This is a genomic window from Spirulina sp. CS-785/01, assembly GCF_028330525.1.
GTDB lineage: Bacteria > Cyanobacteriota > Cyanobacteriia > Cyanobacteriales > Spirulinaceae > JAQMSD01.
On record NZ_JAQMSD010000243.1, the window covers coordinates 1 to 15,825 of the forward strand.

Sequence of the window (15,825 nt, forward strand, 5' to 3'; positions counted from 1 at the left end):
CCCCCCCCCCCCCCCCCCCCCCCCCCCCCCCCCCCCCCCCCCCCCCCCCCCCCCCCCCCCCCCCCCCCCCCCCCCCCCCCCCCACTCCAAACCGCCATATCTCGTTACCCACCTTGACAGGGCTGGGTGGGCAATGCCCACCCAGAGAGCGTTTCCTGATTTTTTAGGGTCTTTCGATACCGGATTCCGTATCACTCCGTTACACCCAACCTTGTATCGTAATTTTTTAGGGTGCGTTACACTGCGTTAACGCACCCTACTGGGGTTTATGTCCCAAGGCTCAGGATGGTATTTTATTCTAGATCGGTTTTGCCCATGAGGAAGCGATCGCACGCCTTAGCAACCCCACGACCTTCATTAATCGCCCAAACCACAAGGCTTTGACCCCGGCGACAGTCTCCCGCAGCAAACACACCCGGTAAACTGGTTTGATATTCCTCAGTGTCCGCCTGAATATTACTGCGGCCATCTCGGTCTAATCCTAGCGAGTCCAGTAACATCTGTTCTGGCCCTAAAAAGCCCATGGCCAGTAACACTAACTGGGCCGGAATTACCTTTTCTGTCCCCGGAATGGGTTGCGGGGTGAAGCGGCCTTGTTCATTTTTCATCCAATTCACTTGGACCGTATGCACCGCCTTAACATTACCTTGCTCATCCCCCTCAAAATTCGTGGCCGTGGTCACATAGGTGCGAGGATCATCCCCAAACATGGCCGCCGCTTCCTCTTGGCCGTAGTCCTGGCGATAGACTTTCGGCCATTCGGGCCAGGGGTTGGTCGGAGTGCGACTTTCCGCAGGTTTGGGCATGATTTCTAGTTGGGTGACACTATTGCACCCATGCCGGAGCGATGTACCTACACAGTCGGTCCCGGTATCCCCCCCACCGATGATGATCACATCTTTTCCGGCGGCGGAAATATAGTCAGGGGTGGGATTTCCTTCTAATACTGTCCGGGTGTTGGCGGTGAGAAATTCCATGGCAAAATGAATCCCCTTTAATTCTCGCCCCGGAATCTCCAAGTTGCGGGGACGAGTGGACCCGGTACAGAGAATCACGGCATCATATTCCCGCATTAACTGTTCTGCGGGTAAATCTTTGCCAATTTCGGTATTACAAACAAAGGTTACGCCTTCCGCTTGTAGGACATCCAGACGACGCATGACCACCTTTTTCTTGTCTAATTTCATGTTGGGGATGCCGTACATGAGTAACCCCCCCGGACGGTCTTCCCGTTCATAGACTGTCACCCAATGCCCCGCAGAATTCAATTGTGCGGCTGCCGAGAGACCTGCCGGCCCTGATCCCACAATAGCAACCTTTTTCCCCGTGCGTTCTTTGGGCAGTTGGGGGGTGATCCAACCCTCTTGCCAGCCTTTTTCGGCGATGGAATATTCAATATTTTTAATGGTGACAGGGGGGCTAGTAATACCCAGAACACAAGCCCCTTCACAGGGGGCCGGGCAAACCCGTCCCGTAAATTCGGGGAAATTGTTGGTTTTGTGCAGTCGGTCGAGGGCTTCTTCCCAGAGTCCCCGATAAACTAAATCATTCCATTCGGGGATTAAGTTATTAATGGGACACCCACTGGCCATGCGGTTAATTTCTATGCCTGTGTGACAAAACGGCGTGCCACAGTCCATACAGCGTGCGCCTTGGACTTGTAACTGGTCTTCGGGCATGGGGGTGTGAAATTCGTCCCAATTGCGAATGCGATCGCGCGGTGAAACATCCTCAGCCACCTCGCGCAGATATTCCATGAAACCTGTTGCTTTTCCCATCTTTTTCAGTAAACAGTAAACAGTAAACAGTAAACAGTTAATAAGGTTGTCAGTTGGCAGTGAATGAGTCACCGTGATCAGCTTGACTGATAACTGATCACTGATAACTGTTCACTGACTAATTGCCACTAATACGGGCTAAGTCACGGGCATTTTCTTCAAACGCTGCCGAAAGGGCCTCATCGTCACTCATGCCACTGGCCAACGCATCCTTGATGTGTTGTAAAACCCGTTTGTAGTCGTGGGGCATGACTTTCACGAATTGGGGGACCATCTTATCCCAGTCCGCTAATACCTGTTTAGCCTTGGTGCTTCCAGTATATTCGGCGTGTTTCTGGATCATGCCGTGTAACTCCCGGATTTCTTCCGTATCTTCGAGACGGTCAAGCCCGACCATTTCCGTGTTACAGCGTGTGGCAAAGTCGCCCACTTCATCCAAGATATAAGCCACACCGCCACTCATTCCGGCGGCAAAGTTGCGTCCGGTGCGTCCCAGAATAACCACTTTACCTCCGGTCATGTATTCGCAACCATGATCCCCAATGGCTTCCACCACGGCACGAACCCCAGAGTTACGGACGCAGAAGCGTTCCCCGGCAACACCGCGAATATAGGCTTCCCCTTCCGTGGCCCCGTAAAAGGCCACATTGCCGACAATAATGTTGTCTTCGGGGACATAACTGGCGTTTTTCGGGGGATAGAGGATGGTTTTGCCGCCACTTAACCCTTTGCCGAAGTAGTCGTTGGCTTCCCCTTCTAATTCTAGGGTGATGCCTTTGGGAACGAATGCGCCAAAACTCTGACCTGCACTGCCTTGGAAATGGAGGTGGATGGTATCTTCGGGGAGGCCGTCCCAATGACGTTTGCTGACTTCATTGCCTAAAATTGTGCCAACCACGCGGTTCACGTTACGGATAGGCAGGGTGGCCCGGACGGGTTTACCGTCGGTAATGGCATCTTTGCATAAGTCTAACAAGACGGTCATATCGAGGGATTTGGCCAATCCGTGATCTTGCTGGACTTGGCAATAACGGCCAATATCGGCAGAGACTTCCGGTTGATGGAGGAGTTTGGAGAGGTCAACGCCTTTGGCTTTCCAGTGGTCGGCGGCTTTTTTCTCCTCTAAGACATCGGTGCGTCCCACCATTTCGTTAATAGTGCGGAAGCCCAATTCTGCCATCAATTCTCGCACTTCTTGGGCAATAAAGGTCATAAAATTGACCGTATGTTGGGGGTCGCCTAAGAATTGTTTGCGGAGTTCGGGGTTTTGGGTGGCGACTCCGACGGGACAGGTGTTTTTATGACAAACCCGCATCATAATACAGCCTAAACTGACTAGCGGTGCTGTAGAGAAGCCGTATTCTTCGGCCCCTAAGAGGGTTGCCATAACGATATCACGCCCGGTTTTCATTTGGCCGTCGGTTTCTACGGCGATGCGATCGCGCAAATTATTCATCACCAACGTCTGATGAGTTTCGGCTAACCCCAACTCCCAAGGGAGTCCAGCGTGTTTAATGGAGGTTTGCGGAGAAGCCCCCGTCCCACCATCAAACCCAGAAATTAACACCACATCCGCATGGGCTTTAGAAACCCCCGCAGCAATAGTCCCCACACCCACTTCAGAGACTAACTTAACACTAATCCGCGCCTCCCGATTGGCATTTTTCAGGTCGTGGATTAACTCCGCTAAGTCCTCAATAGAGTAAATATCGTGGTGAGGAGGCGGTGAAATTAACCCCACCCCAGGCGTAGAGTGACGCACCTTAGCAATCCAAGGATACACCTTACGACCAGGCAACTGTCCCCCTTCACCGGGTTTCGCCCCTTGGGCCATTTTGATTTGAATTTCTTTCGCTTGGGAGAGATACAAACTCGTCACCCCAAAACGCCCCGAAGCTACCTGTTTAATGGCACTATTCTTCGAGTCGCCTCGGTCATTGGTCCAAGTATAACGCTCTGGGTCCTCTCCCCCTTCTCCGGTATTGGATTTACCCCCGATACGGTTCATGGCAATAGCCAACGCTTCGTGAGTCTCCTGAGAAATTGACCCATAACTCATTGCCCCGGTTTTAAACCGTTGCATAATCGCTTCAATGGGTTCAACTTCCTCTAAGGGAATGGGGGTACGGGCTTTAAATTCCAACAAGTCCCGCAAGCGGAAATATTGTTTCCCACGGGTATTAATTTGCTGGCTATATTTTTTATAGAGGTCGTAATCCCCTTCACGAACCGCCCGTTGTAACAAGTGAATGGTATCTGGGGCTAAAACGTGCTGTTCACCATCCTTACGCCATTGATACTCACCCCCCACATCCAGCGTCGGGTTAGGTTCGTTGGTAAAGCCTTTCTGATAGCGCATCAGGGCTTCTTGGGTCAGGGCTTCTAAGTCAGCCCCTTCAATGCGAGAAGCGGTCCAAGTGAAGTATTTATCGACGACAGAGGTCTGTAAACCAATAGCCTCGAAAATTTGCGCCCCGCGATAACTTTGAATGGTGGAAACGCCGATTTTTGAGCCAATTTTGATTACGCCTTTAGTTACGGCTTTGATGTAGTTCTTACAAGCGGTGGCATAATCAATGTTATTGACTTGTTTCTGTTCAATTAAATCCCCAATAGTTTCAAAGGCCAAATAGGGATTAATCGCCCCGCAACCATAACCGATAAGAACGGCAAAATGATGCACTTCTCGCGGTTCTCCCGATTCTAGGACAATGCCTACACGGGTCCGAGTCCCCGCCCGAATGAGGTGGTGATGCAGTCCCGCAACGGCTAATAATGCCGGAATGGGGGCGTTATTTTCATCTACGCCTCGGTCGGAGAGAATAAGGAGGGATGTCCCCGCTTCAATGGCTTGATCGGCTTGGGCGCAAATGTTGTCTAGGGCGGTTTCTAGCCCGTTGACTCCGGTTTTCGGGTCAAAGAGAATGGGGAGTGTTTCGGAAGGAAAGCCTTTTTCTTTACCCTGTTTCAGTTTCGCTAATTCTTCATTTTTGAGAATCGGCGTTTTGAGTTGAATGAGATGACAACTTTCTGGTTTCGGGTCGAGTAAGTTTCCTTCTGACCCAATGGTGGTGATGGGAGAGGTGATAATGGCCTCTCGGATGGAGTCAATGGGGGGGTTGGTGACTTGGGCAAAGAGTTGCTGGAAGTAGTCGTAAAGCAGTTTGGGACGGTTGGAGAGGACAGATAAGGGCGTGTCTGTTCCCATGGCCCCTAATGCTTCTACCCCATTTTGCGCCATAGGGGTTAATAAGATTCGCAGTTCTTCAAAGGTATAACCAAAGGCTTTTTGTTGTTGAATTAAGTTTTTGTTGTTTGTTGTTTGTTCTTGGTGACTGGTGACTGGTGATAGGTCTTCTAAATGGACCAAATGTTGGTCTAACCACTCCTGATAGGGTTTTTCGGTGGCGATACCTTGTTTAATTTCTTCGTCAGCAACAATCCGGCCTTCGTCAATATTGACATAGAACATCCGACCGGGTTCTAAACGGCCTTTTTTCTCTACTCGTTCTGGTTCAACGGGTAACACTCCTGCTTCGGAGGCCATGATCACTAATCCGTCTTTGGTGACGGTGTAACGAGAGGGACGCAACCCATTGCGGTCTAAGACTGCACCAATCCCTGTCCCATCGGTGAAGGCAATGGAGGCCGGACCGTCCCAGGGTTCCATGAGACAGGAGTGATATTCGTAAAAGGCTCGCTGTTCGGCGTTCATGGATTCGTGGTTGTACCACGGTTCGGGGATCATCATCATTACCGCATGGGGGAGGGAGCGTCCCGCGAGGGTCATCAGTTCGAGGGTATTATCGAAGATGGCGGAGTCGCTGCCTTCGAGGTCAATGACGGGTTGTATGCGGTCTAGATCGTCGCCAAACAGGTGGGAGGCACAGAGGGTGGCCCGGGCGTGCATCCAGTTAATATTGCCCCGTAGGGTGTTAATTTCGCCGTTGTGGGCGACGTACCGATAGGGGTGCGATCGCTCCCAACTGGGGAAGGTGTTGGTGCTGAAGCGGGAGTGGACTAGACCGATCGCGCTTTCTAGGTCAGGATCACTCAAGTCTGGAAAGTAGCCCCCGACTTGCGGTGGGGTGAGCATTCCTTTGTACACCATGGTCCGACAGGAAACGCTGGTGGCATACCAGTAGGAGTCGATGTGACCATGAATGGCTGATTGCGCTCTTTGCCGGATAATGTACAATTTCCGTTCAAAGGCCAACTCGTCGGCTAAGTCTGCGCTGCGCTGGATAAAGACTTGCTGCATACAGGGTTCGCTTTTCTTGGCGGTTGCTCCCAAACTGCTATTATCGGTGGGAACATCCCGCCATCCCAAGACGGTTTGCCCTTCTTCTGCGGCGATTTGACAGAAGGTGTCTCGTGCTTTTTGCCGCACGGTGGGATCAGGGGAGGCAAAGAACATCCCTACACCATAATGCCCGGCTTCGGGTAAGTTTACCCCCTCGCCTTGGGCCACTTTCTGCATAAATTTGTGGGGTAACTGTATTAATATTCCAGCCCCGTCTCCGGTGTTGGGTTCTGCTCCGACAGCCCCTCGGTGTTCTAGGTTGTGTAAGATGGTTAGGGCTTGTTCTATTATGGAGTGCGATCGCTCGCCCTGCATCTGGACAATAAACCCGACACCACAGGCATCATGTTCATATTGGGAATTGTATAAACCCTGTTGTTGTGGCAATTGCTCTCTACTCATAGCTTCAACTGAAAGTGACTCAACTAAATAACGATTCAGGGAATTCAGAGCCTTGAGAAAGGCACGTGAGGGGGAAGTCTGGACTTTCAGCAATTAGCGTTCCGTCTCCACTGCGGCAGACCACCGCTTGGTTTTATCGTCTAACATCCTCATGCCACGCTTAATTGGGTTTTGAATGCTACATAAGCAGGCTTGCATGATGTACTAATTACTGAATCCCTACTTGTTTGGACTGTTTATGAATTATGAATCCATAAATAGAATATCGCACCTATTCTTAACAAAATGATCAGATATCGTTCACTAAACCTGCAACATTTCTTAGTTAAAAATGCGGATAAACTCCTACGCTTTTTACACTCTAGGAACTTTCCTCTGACTGGTAAAGGCAAGTATGATGGGGGAAACAGCCAATGCCCTAGAGTTGTCTGAGACTTCAAATTGGGACGACTGTGACACGAAGAATTGTTAAATCTGCTCTCTAAGTCAGAGAATCCTGACTTCAGTTTTTTTTAAACAAATGTAAAGAAAGGCCAAGCTATCTACAGTCTTGTAAAAATTTGTCTCGTTCTGGCCTCAAAGGGGGGAGGAAGCAGTAATAATTTTTACTGTAGGCAGGAACGGCTATCATCAAATTCTGCTGGGTTCTGAGCAAAACGTTCTGCTCTCTCTCTGACCTTTTCTGCAATTTTTCTGCCTGAACTGTAGTGATTTTGACAGTAAAAATTGCTGAACTGTGTTGGGCTGAACTGTGTTGGGCTGAACTGTTTTGAAAAGATAAGAACCCTTTGGATGGTTAATCCCTAGTATAAAATCCCTGGAGTTAACCCCGATGACTTGGGCGAATTTCCTGTCCTCTCTGAAAAAAGCAACTCCCAAAACGTAACAATTGCACAACTGCAAAGGAAGGGAAAAATGGCCACTAAATCATTATCGCCGCAAACCGTTTATGAACATCTGAGTCACTTAGACGAAGCGGACTCTGTTCATGGTGCGTCCTATCGTCAAGAAGCATTTGAGGTTTTATCTGATCCGAAAATTAGCTTAAAATGGAAAACAATTATCTGCGATCGCCTCTTACAAGCCAATCAACTTTTAGCTTTACTCACCGTTGAACCGGATGAAAGTTATTAGTTAATTCATCATTAATTATTAATTATTTAAGAGGGTTAAATTTTTTCTTTAATCCCTCTTTTTTGAATGTAAAAATGTAATGCCCAGTCAGCGAGTTAACCATTAATGAGGAGAGAGGGATTTTAACTCAATTCTCACTTCTCTTTCCTCACTTCTTTTTACCCTTCAGAGCTTTTCTGTTGCCAGATCAAGAACTGATCTTGAAAATCATGGGTAAAATGATCTACTTCATTCGTATCACTTAACTCCAGATTGTAGAAATTGACCAGAGGATGGGAAAAATACGGCCCCGCGTGCCAAGTGCCATGATTTAACTTAATAAAACAATGGCCGGGAATGTGAAAAGCTGCAATCTCATCTTTTTTCGGTTTATCCCCCTCACAAGGAGGAGCAACCGCAATATACCAGTCTTTCCCCTCCAATGCACCCAGACATTGGGTACACCGTTGATGTCGGGTAATGCTGCTAAATTCCATTCCCCGTTGCTCCAACTGCATAATATAAAAACGAGGAATGCCTTGGGATAAATCTAACTGTGCGTCTGTCTCATCAAAGGGTTTCCCATCCCCCGTAGGAAAAATAACTTGGCCAAAGGGAGTAAAATTTGCTGGTGTAATAGGTTGGGATAGTAAGCGAATAATCTGGGTCATAAGATCAGGTATAACAGGACGGTCTAATTTATCTTGTGCCAAAAGCGCGATCGCCCGCATCTCCTAACCCAGGAATAATATAAGCGTGATCATCTAAATGATCGTCAATGGCCGCCGTATAAAGGGGAATGTGGGGGTGATGACTGTGAAAATTAGCAATGCCTTCTGGGGCCGCTAACAAACAGATAAACTTAATCGACAGGGGATTATATTCTTGCACTCTTTCTACAGCAGCGATCGCAGAATTCCCCGTCGCCAACATCGGATCAACAATCAACACATCCCGATGCTCAACATCATGGGGCAACTTAAAATAATACTCCACCGGAACACGAGTTGAAGGGTCTCGATATAAGCCAATATGCCCCACCCGTGCCGAAGGAATCAACTCCAACATCCCATCTAATAAGCCCTGTCCCGCCCGTAAAATCGAAACTAGGACTAATTTCTTATCCGGGGCCAGTTTCGGGGCTTCAGTGGACGCAAGGGGCGTTTGTATGGACTCTAATCTCAGGGGTAAATCCCTCGTCACCTCATAGGCCAGCAACATCCCAATTTCCCTGAGCAATTGGCGGAATTTAGCCGTACTCGTCTCACTTTGTCGCATCAACGTGAGCTTATGTTGCACCAGTGGGTGTTGAATCCGAATAACCTGAGCAGTAGAATCAGCCATAACAAGACAGTACAGAGGCAAAAAAGAAAGGCGAGTTCCAACAACGTGAACCCCATCTCCAAATTCTGACACATTCTGGGCAGGCGATCGCCAACTCTGCCTCATTCCTCCGCAATTTCAATCAACTTTTGTTTTCCCCTCTGGCCATGTTTAATCGTGATCTGCGACTGAGACACCCCGTATTGTTTCGCCAGTAGCTTAATTAATTCCTTGTTAGCTTTCCCATCCACCGGAGGAGACTGGAGAGAAACACGCAAACTGCCGTCCGCTTGTTCCGTCACAGACTGCTGTTTAGCATTAGGTTTAACTTTGACAACTTTCTTCATTACGGTTTACTTGTTACAAATTATTATCTCTGTAACAAAAAACAGTCATTCCCTCAAGCCGCCTGTTGACGGTTTTGTCGTTGTTTCCGCTTGAGGACATAGCGAATGCGACGGAGAATATCTTGGCCCTCTGGGCCTAACGTATCTTTTTGGGCAATATACTCCAGCAAATGCTGTTCTTGAGGAGTCAACGCCTCTACTGTATAGATTTTGCCATAAATCTCATAGAGTTTTTGACGGATGGTTAGTTCGTCTCCTATCGGAGAGATGGACATATTGGAAATACTAGCCATGACAAGTTACCTCGATTGAACCCATAGTCCCACGCTAAACAAGGACTGTGAAAATCTTGGGAATAGGATTGTGAAAATTTTGGGAAGGGGAATGGTTGGAAAAATTCCGTGATTCTACGAAAGTCCGCCAGCCAATTCCTACCCACTCCCCATTTCACCCTGCTTTACCAAGGACTGCCAATCATCGTAAACCCACTCCAAAAATAAGGATGATTTAAATTGACATCATTCAACTGTTGCAAAGGAGTCGGTAAAGATACATTACCTCTAGGCCCTCGTAACCGTTCTCCATCCACCTGCACCTCTCCCCGTAACATGGCTAACTGCGCTTGGCGCAAGGCTTCTGCTTTAATAGGAGCATCCTGTAAACTGTCATAGAAATGGGTCATCAGGGCCAATGTCCCCAAATCATTCACAGACCATAAACTCCCTAATGCACTTTTAACCCCCGCCATAATAGATAACCCCGCAAACCCTAACTCTGCATCGGGATCACCTAATGCAGTTTGACAAGCACTCAACACCAATAAATCCACCACGGGGTCATCCAATTTTAACTGCGGGAGACGGTCGAGGGTGAGTCGTTGATCCGAAAACTGAATATAAGAATTACTCGGTCTGCCGGGGTTAAATTCCGCATGAGTGGCTAAGTGAATAATATTGTAATCGTTTTTCTCCCTAGCCCGTTGCAAATTCTGAACTGAAAACTCCTCATTCAGAAAGCTCTCTCCTGGCCAAGTTTGTGTAATTCTTTCTACTTCGACGGGAACGCTAGGCAGGGACTCTAAAGTCGTAAAGCTCTCTGCTCCCATAGCTAAGACCTCTGTTTCATCTCGTTGCCAGGGACGAGGATCAATAAAAGAAGCACTGGGAATCAAGCCTAAACTATATTTTTCAATTAAAAATTCTTCCCCATCATGAAAGGCCGCAAAGGGTAATGATAATAAACCTCGGTCTAAAATTAAGGAGAGATTTTCCACCCCTTGGGCTTCTAATTCTTCTTCTAACGGCGCAATGATCCATTGATAGAGTTGTTGGGCGGACTCCATAAAGGCTGTTGTCCGGTTACGATTGCGGGTGGACAGTCGTAATTCTCGGGCTACGGCACGAACATTGGCACGAGTTGCCCCAGGGATGCGCTGAATAATGACGTTGCCTGTGGCCGTGAGTAACCGCAGTTCGAGTTCATCACTGGGTAAGGTCGATTGTGCGCCATTTTGATTATATTCCCACAGGACTTGTCCAGGTTGACTAGCGTGGGGTTGAGCCGGCTGGAAGGAAGCGTAGAGAAAAGCGGGTTTGATCCCATAGTTGCTTTCCACATCCGTTAACATTTGCTGAATTTCGGCAAAGCGCAAGTAAGGGACTTGATTGAGACCAAAATGGTTAGTATAGGTGTCGGTGCTTTTTTGTTCTGCTTCTTCTACTGCGGCTTCTGGGGTATTGTTGAAAGAGGGAGTGGAGGGTGAGGTGGATTGTTCTGCGCTGGCGGTTTTTCCTTCTTCAACACTCTCTTCAATATTATCTTCAATAATATTCATCATTCTGTTGGTTTCGGTAGTGTGATGAACAGGGCTAGCTCATCTAAATTTGTATTAATAGCTACAGACAAAAATAAAATCATAACATCAAAAATTGATGACTTGTTTAGTTATTGACAATATTCTTGATTTATTGACAATAAAAAGGGATTTTTTCTTTTGTGTGGCTGAATAAGTTTGGATATTTTGATCGCGATCGCAATAACTGTTGACAACTCTTGGTTCTTTCTTCAAGATATTGGTCAATCCTATAAGACTAGAACAAAAAAACTAATTTTTGAGGTCAATTTGTCAATTTTAGGTAAAATTGGAATCACTGGACTTTTTTCAGTTACTATTTATACCAAATTAGATGAGCTTACCCTGGTGTGATGAACATTAAGAGATGGGTGCGCGGAGAGCAGAAATTCTAATTCTGAGGAGGTGGACAGGTCTCCTTGTACGTTGGAGAGGAGATCAACGTCTAGGACGGTATCTTCGGTGGGGAGTCGTCCGGTTAGGGAGAGAGTGGCTGTATTACTAGCATCTAAGAGATTAAAGGCCCCATCTAATGTTCCCACTGTCCAAATTTGGGTTACGGGGTCAAAACTGCCCTGACTCAGTTGGACATCGGTGAGAGCAAAGCCAAAGGAGATTAGGCTTTTCAGGGAAATACTCCCCACTGCATCACCAAGATTTTGTACGGTTAGGGTGGTTGTGACGACATCTCCGGGTTGGGGGTTGAGGTTACTGCTGGTGGTACTGGTTTGCAGATTGCCATTCACTTCAAAGGCCCCCATATCCACGATGTTGCGGAGGAGTCCCCGTTGGTCTGTGGTGGGGGCATTGGTGCTTGTCCCGGCATTAATGGCAGGACTTCCGGGGAGGAGGGCATGGGTTTGGGTTGTGCCTCCATGGTTGCCTAGGGCGGAGAGTTTCGGGTCTTGTCCGATAATATTGTTATTGCTGGTGGTGATGGTTGCACCGTTGGGGTCTTCAAAGAGACTGTATTGGATACTATCAAATGTACCTTTTAAATCGTTGGCTTGTCCGCCAATGTCGGTGTTTTGGGCAATGATGCTGTTTTCAATGTTGAATGTGCCTGTTGTGCCAAAGCGGTAAATGCCGCCACCGTCACCTGTACCTTCATTATCGGCATCGGCTATGTTAAAGGCAATGGTGCTGTTACGAATTGTGCCACTTCCATTATTACTGCGAATGCCACCACCATAGCCATAAGCGTGATTGCCGCTTATGGTACTGTTGGTGACAGTCATTGCTGAGGTGCTACGAAGGCCACCCCCTTGAATCGCAGTATTATTATTGATGGTGCTATTGTTGACTGTGATATGGCCATCACTATTAATCCCACCACCACCTAAAGCGGCTTGGTTGTTACGAATCGTGCTATTGTTGGCGGTAACGTTGGCATGACTATTAATTCCACCGCCCCAAGTGTTTACACTATTCCCACGGATAAGACTATTATTGACAGTAATATCTCCACCACTATGAAGTCCACCCCCACCGCTATTGCTGGAGTTTTCGGATATCGTACTATTGGTGAGATTAATCGCGGTATTAGAATGAATTGCTCCACCTGTACCTGGGAGACTGGTATTGTCTGATACGGTGCTATTGGTGAGGCTGACTGCACCATCTATATTAATCCCTGCACCATTGAATTGAGAGATATTATCTGTAATGGTACTGTTCGTTACACTCATATCACCGACATAACTCGAAATTCCCCCTCCTCCTGAATTGCCTGAAATCGTTGAGTCGATGACTGTAAGATCGCCATTAAAGTTGGCTATTCCTGCACCACTGTTCGCTGATACATTATCAGAAACCGTGGAGTTTCTCAGGGTGAAGTCACCTGTCATGCCAATTCCTCCTCCAAATGCACCGGACGAATTGTTGGAAACGATGGAGTCGGTGAGGGTAAAATTGCCAACGATACCCAGTCCACCACTGTTATCAGTCGCTGCTGTATTGCCTGAAATGGTTGAGTTGGTAATGGTGGTGGTTGCATTACCCGCAGCAGATAATACCCCACCACCCGTCACGTTGGCGAAATTGTCGGAAATAACACTATTATCAATGGTCAGAAAATCATTACCATTGTGGTCAATTCCCCCACCCCCACCTGTGAGACTGGTGTTGCCTGTTACGGTACTATCGCTAATGTTGATGGTGTTAGTGGCATTAATTCCACCCCCATCTAAATTACTGGTGTTATTGGAAACAATGCTATTGTCAGAGAGGCTGATTGTACCATTGGCATTGATGCCTCCTCCTGTACCAGTATTAGCAGAGTTATAGGATACGGTACTATTGGTGAGATTAATTGCTGTGTTGGAGTGAATCCCACCACCGTCCGCACCAGAGTTATAGGATACGGTACTATCAAGGAGGTTTACTGCACCGTTGGCATGAATTCCACCCCCTCCACTCTGATTTGAGTTGTGTGATATGGTGCTATTGGTAAGAGTTATGGTGGTATAGGAGTGAACTCCTCCACCCCCAAAGAAACTAGAGTTTCCTGATACTGTAGTGTTGATGAGGTTTACTGCACCACTGGCATTAATTGCACCTCCTGTACTGCCGGGGATTTTGCCATTCTGAATGGTTAAGTTATCAAACGTTGTTGTGACTCCTCCCATTACGTCAAAAATACGAAAATCCTTTGCTCCTGTGTTGCGCTGCACGGTGACATTGGTTGTGCCTCCGGTGATGGTTAATTCGTCGTTAATGAGTAACTGTCCTGATGTTAAATCAACTAAGGAAACGCCACTGAAGCGGATTTCATCTGCTCCTGTGTTACCATTGGCTTGCGCGATCGCATCTCGCAAGGTATCTGTTCCTAAGTCTCCCCCATCCGTCACGGTAAAGACGGCCAGTTTCCCCTGATAATTTGTGAGAACCTCTGGCATAATCCCCACAGAGGCTTCAATATTCCCTGTACTCTGTTCTAAAACCCAATCGCCTCCTAATGCCGGATTTCCAGTTAAATTGGTGGATGCGGCCACATCTGCACCTGTTGCTTGGGCTAAATTCTGTATGAGACTCTCTCCAACTGTTCCTAATGCGGTGTAACAACTTAATAACAGGATATCTGCATGGGGACTTAGTGCTGTTCCCCATTGCTGCAATTGCTCTTGATATTGTCCTAGGGTTTCATTGTTGATAAAGTCTTTACCGAGCCAAAAGTTCCCTTGTCCTCCTTCTGTAATGAGTTGGAGTGCATCAATATTTTCGGTTAAGGATAAATGTTCGCCAATGACTGCTATTCCGGAGTCATCGGGAAGAATAACGACACTGACAGTTCCCGGAGTTCCCCCGTACAAAAAGTCCTCGTAACTGTCCACTGTTCCATCAATAAAGGTATAAGTTAGAGGATCATCGGGATGGGTGGGAAAGCGAGTCACTTTTGGAGCGTGTTCTGTACCATCTCCTGTGCGAATTAATTGATAATCAGGGGTTTGAATGGGGTTCACTGCGGCTAAATTGACCTTCTGGCCTGTAATTGACCCCAGAATGGCTAAAGTGCCATTTTCGACGCTTGAGAGGGCTTCTTGCTCATTTTCGGGGGCTTCTGAGGCGGTTAAGAGGTCTGGTATATCTAGGGCAGTGAAGGGTAAGGTATTGCCTTGGATGTCTCTGGGGGGGGCAATTTCTAGGTTTAATAAGTTCCCTTCTTGCTCAATGCGGACTAACTGACTGCCGGGGACTGCTGATAAGGTAATTGTGCCATTGGGGGCTTCTATTGTGCCTGTATTGGCGACTGCTCCCCCCATAAGGGTTAAATCTTGTCCGGAATTAACAGTTAAGTCGCCTTGGTTCAGGATGGCTGAGGGTTGGGATAAGTCAAATGCCAATTGGGAGGGCGTTCCCACTAATTCTGAGTAATTATTCTCACCAAACCCATTAAACCATTGATTATTTCCAAAGCCGATTCCGGTGGCGGTTGTGGCGAAGAAGTCCCCGGAAATGTTTAGTTGGGCATTCTCTCCAAAAATAATCCCTGCGGGGTTCATTAGGTATAAATTAGCGTTACTTCCGGTAATTTGGATTAGGCCGTTAATAATTGAGGGGTCATTACTGGTAATTCTGCCTAAAATGTTCTGTATATCTGGGTTGGCGAGAAAGTTGGCAATTTGCTCTGGAGAGAGATTAAATTGCTCGAAACTGTGAAATAAATTTGCCCCATCTGTAGAGGGTGTTCCCCCAGTAATATTGATTTGATTCCCTTGGGGGGTGGTGATTGTTCCTGTGCCATCTTGGGCAGGGGTAATGGTTTGCGCGATCGCGTAGCCTCCCCAGAGGGGAATCGCGCCATTCGTAACACCCAACATCGCTAGACTGACGACGGAAAAGGAGAAAATTCCTTTGGGTAGATGCGTCAGATTACATAACATAGCCGCTAATATTTAATTTTGTTTTGGTTTTTTCCAACCTAATGGATTAAGTTGGGTTTGTCATCCCCTATTTTTTACTTTTTAGCAATTTGTTGGGCGTGCATAGAAGGAAAATTTTAGTCATTTTTTTTTATTATTTGAGTATTCAGTTATTTAGTTATTAATATGATTGGGTTGGGTCCCTCACCCCCTAGCCCCCTCTCCCAAAGGGCGAGGGGGGAAAGCACCCCCACCTAGCCCCCTTTCCCAAAGGGCGAGGGGGGAAAGCACCCCCACCTAGCCCCCTTTCCCAAAGGGCGAGGGGGGAAAGCACCCCCACCTAGCC

9 protein-coding genes are annotated in these 15,825 nt (G+C 47.6%); 1 reads left to right on the plus strand and 8 read right to left on the minus strand.

Features of this window, described 5'->3' with window-relative positions; all coding sequences use genetic code 11:
* Nucleotides 1-293: 293 nt before the first annotated feature.
* Nucleotides 294-1,778 carry a glutamate synthase subunit beta gene (locus PN462_RS15895; RefSeq protein WP_272129753.1) on the minus strand — a complete coding sequence of 495 codons (1,485 nt, stop codon included), beginning with the start codon at nucleotides 1,776-1,778 and terminating at the stop codon, nucleotides 294-296.
* 118 nt (nucleotides 1,779-1,896) lie between these two features.
* Entirely contained in the window at nucleotides 1,897-6,483 is a 4,587-nt protein-coding gene (gltB, locus tag PN462_RS15900) for a glutamate synthase large subunit (protein WP_272129755.1), read from the minus strand.
* Nucleotides 6,484-7,398: 915 nt separating this feature from the next.
* On the opposite strand from gltB, the gene PN462_RS15905 reads away from it, so the two are divergent.
* Nucleotides 7,399-7,617 (plus strand): hypothetical protein, encoded by a 219-nt coding sequence (locus PN462_RS15905; protein WP_272129757.1) that lies wholly within the window; start codon nucleotides 7,399-7,401, stop codon nucleotides 7,615-7,617.
* A gap of 158 nt (nucleotides 7,618-7,775) precedes the next feature.
* Here PN462_RS15905 and PN462_RS15910 read toward each other — a convergent pair whose 3' ends face one another.
* The 6 genes from PN462_RS15910 to PN462_RS15935 form a co-directional block, all read right to left on the minus strand.
* Entirely contained in the window at nucleotides 7,776-8,267 is a 492-nt protein-coding gene (locus PN462_RS15910; protein WP_443029193.1) for an ureidoglycolate lyase, read from the minus strand.
* 28 nt (nucleotides 8,268-8,295) lie between these two features.
* A complete protein-coding gene (upp, locus tag PN462_RS15915) occupies nucleotides 8,296-8,940 on the minus strand; it encodes a uracil phosphoribosyltransferase (protein WP_272129769.1) in 645 nt (214 codons plus the stop codon).
* A gap of 101 nt (nucleotides 8,941-9,041) precedes the next feature.
* Complete coding sequence (locus tag PN462_RS15920) at nucleotides 9,042-9,266, minus strand: DUF167 domain-containing protein (RefSeq protein ID WP_272129761.1); 225 nt, start codon at nucleotides 9,264-9,266, stop codon at nucleotides 9,042-9,044.
* A gap of 53 nt (nucleotides 9,267-9,319) precedes the next feature.
* Entirely contained in the window at nucleotides 9,320-9,559 is a 240-nt protein-coding gene (locus PN462_RS15925) for a hypothetical protein (RefSeq protein WP_272129763.1), read from the minus strand.
* Nucleotides 9,560-9,723: 164 nt separating this feature from the next.
* Nucleotides 9,724-11,103, minus strand: coding sequence for a CHAT domain-containing protein (locus tag PN462_RS15930; RefSeq protein WP_272129765.1), 1,380 nt, complete (start codon nucleotides 11,101-11,103; stop codon nucleotides 9,724-9,726).
* Between the two features lie 335 nt (nucleotides 11,104-11,438).
* Nucleotides 11,439-15,500, minus strand: a complete 4,062-nt coding sequence (locus PN462_RS15935; protein ID WP_272129767.1) for a DUF4347 domain-containing protein — start codon at nucleotides 15,498-15,500, stop codon at nucleotides 11,439-11,441.
* Between the last annotated feature and the right edge of the window lie 325 nt (nucleotides 15,501-15,825).

Excerpts from the sequence above, each read along its gene's own strand:
- PN462_RS15895 (WP_272129753.1), bottom strand. The coding sequence starts at position 1,778 with ATGGGAAAAGCAACAGGTTTCATGGAATATCTGCGCGAGGTGGCTGAG.
- PN462_RS15905 (WP_272129757.1), top strand. The coding sequence starts at position 7,399 with ATGGCCACTAAATCATTATCGCCGCAAACCGTTTATGAACATCTGAGT.
- PN462_RS15910 (WP_443029193.1), bottom strand. The coding sequence starts at position 8,267 with ATGACCCAGATTATTCGCTTACTATCCCAACCTATTACACCAGCAAAT.
- PN462_RS15930 (WP_272129765.1), bottom strand. The coding sequence starts at position 11,103 with ATGATGAATATTATTGAAGATAATATTGAAGAGAGTGTTGAAGAAGGA.
- PN462_RS15920 (WP_272129761.1), bottom strand. The coding sequence starts at position 9,266 with ATGAAGAAAGTTGTCAAAGTTAAACCTAATGCTAAACAGCAGTCTGTG.
- gltB (WP_272129755.1), bottom strand. The coding sequence starts at position 6,483 with ATGAGTAGAGAGCAATTGCCACAACAACAGGGTTTATACAATTCCCAA.
- PN462_RS15935 (WP_272129767.1), bottom strand. The coding sequence starts at position 15,500 with ATGTTATGTAATCTGACGCATCTACCCAAAGGAATTTTCTCCTTTTCC.
- PN462_RS15925 (WP_272129763.1), bottom strand. The coding sequence starts at position 9,559 with ATGGCTAGTATTTCCAATATGTCCATCTCTCCGATAGGAGACGAACTA.
- upp (WP_272129769.1), bottom strand. The coding sequence starts at position 8,940 with ATGGCTGATTCTACTGCTCAGGTTATTCGGATTCAACACCCACTGGTG.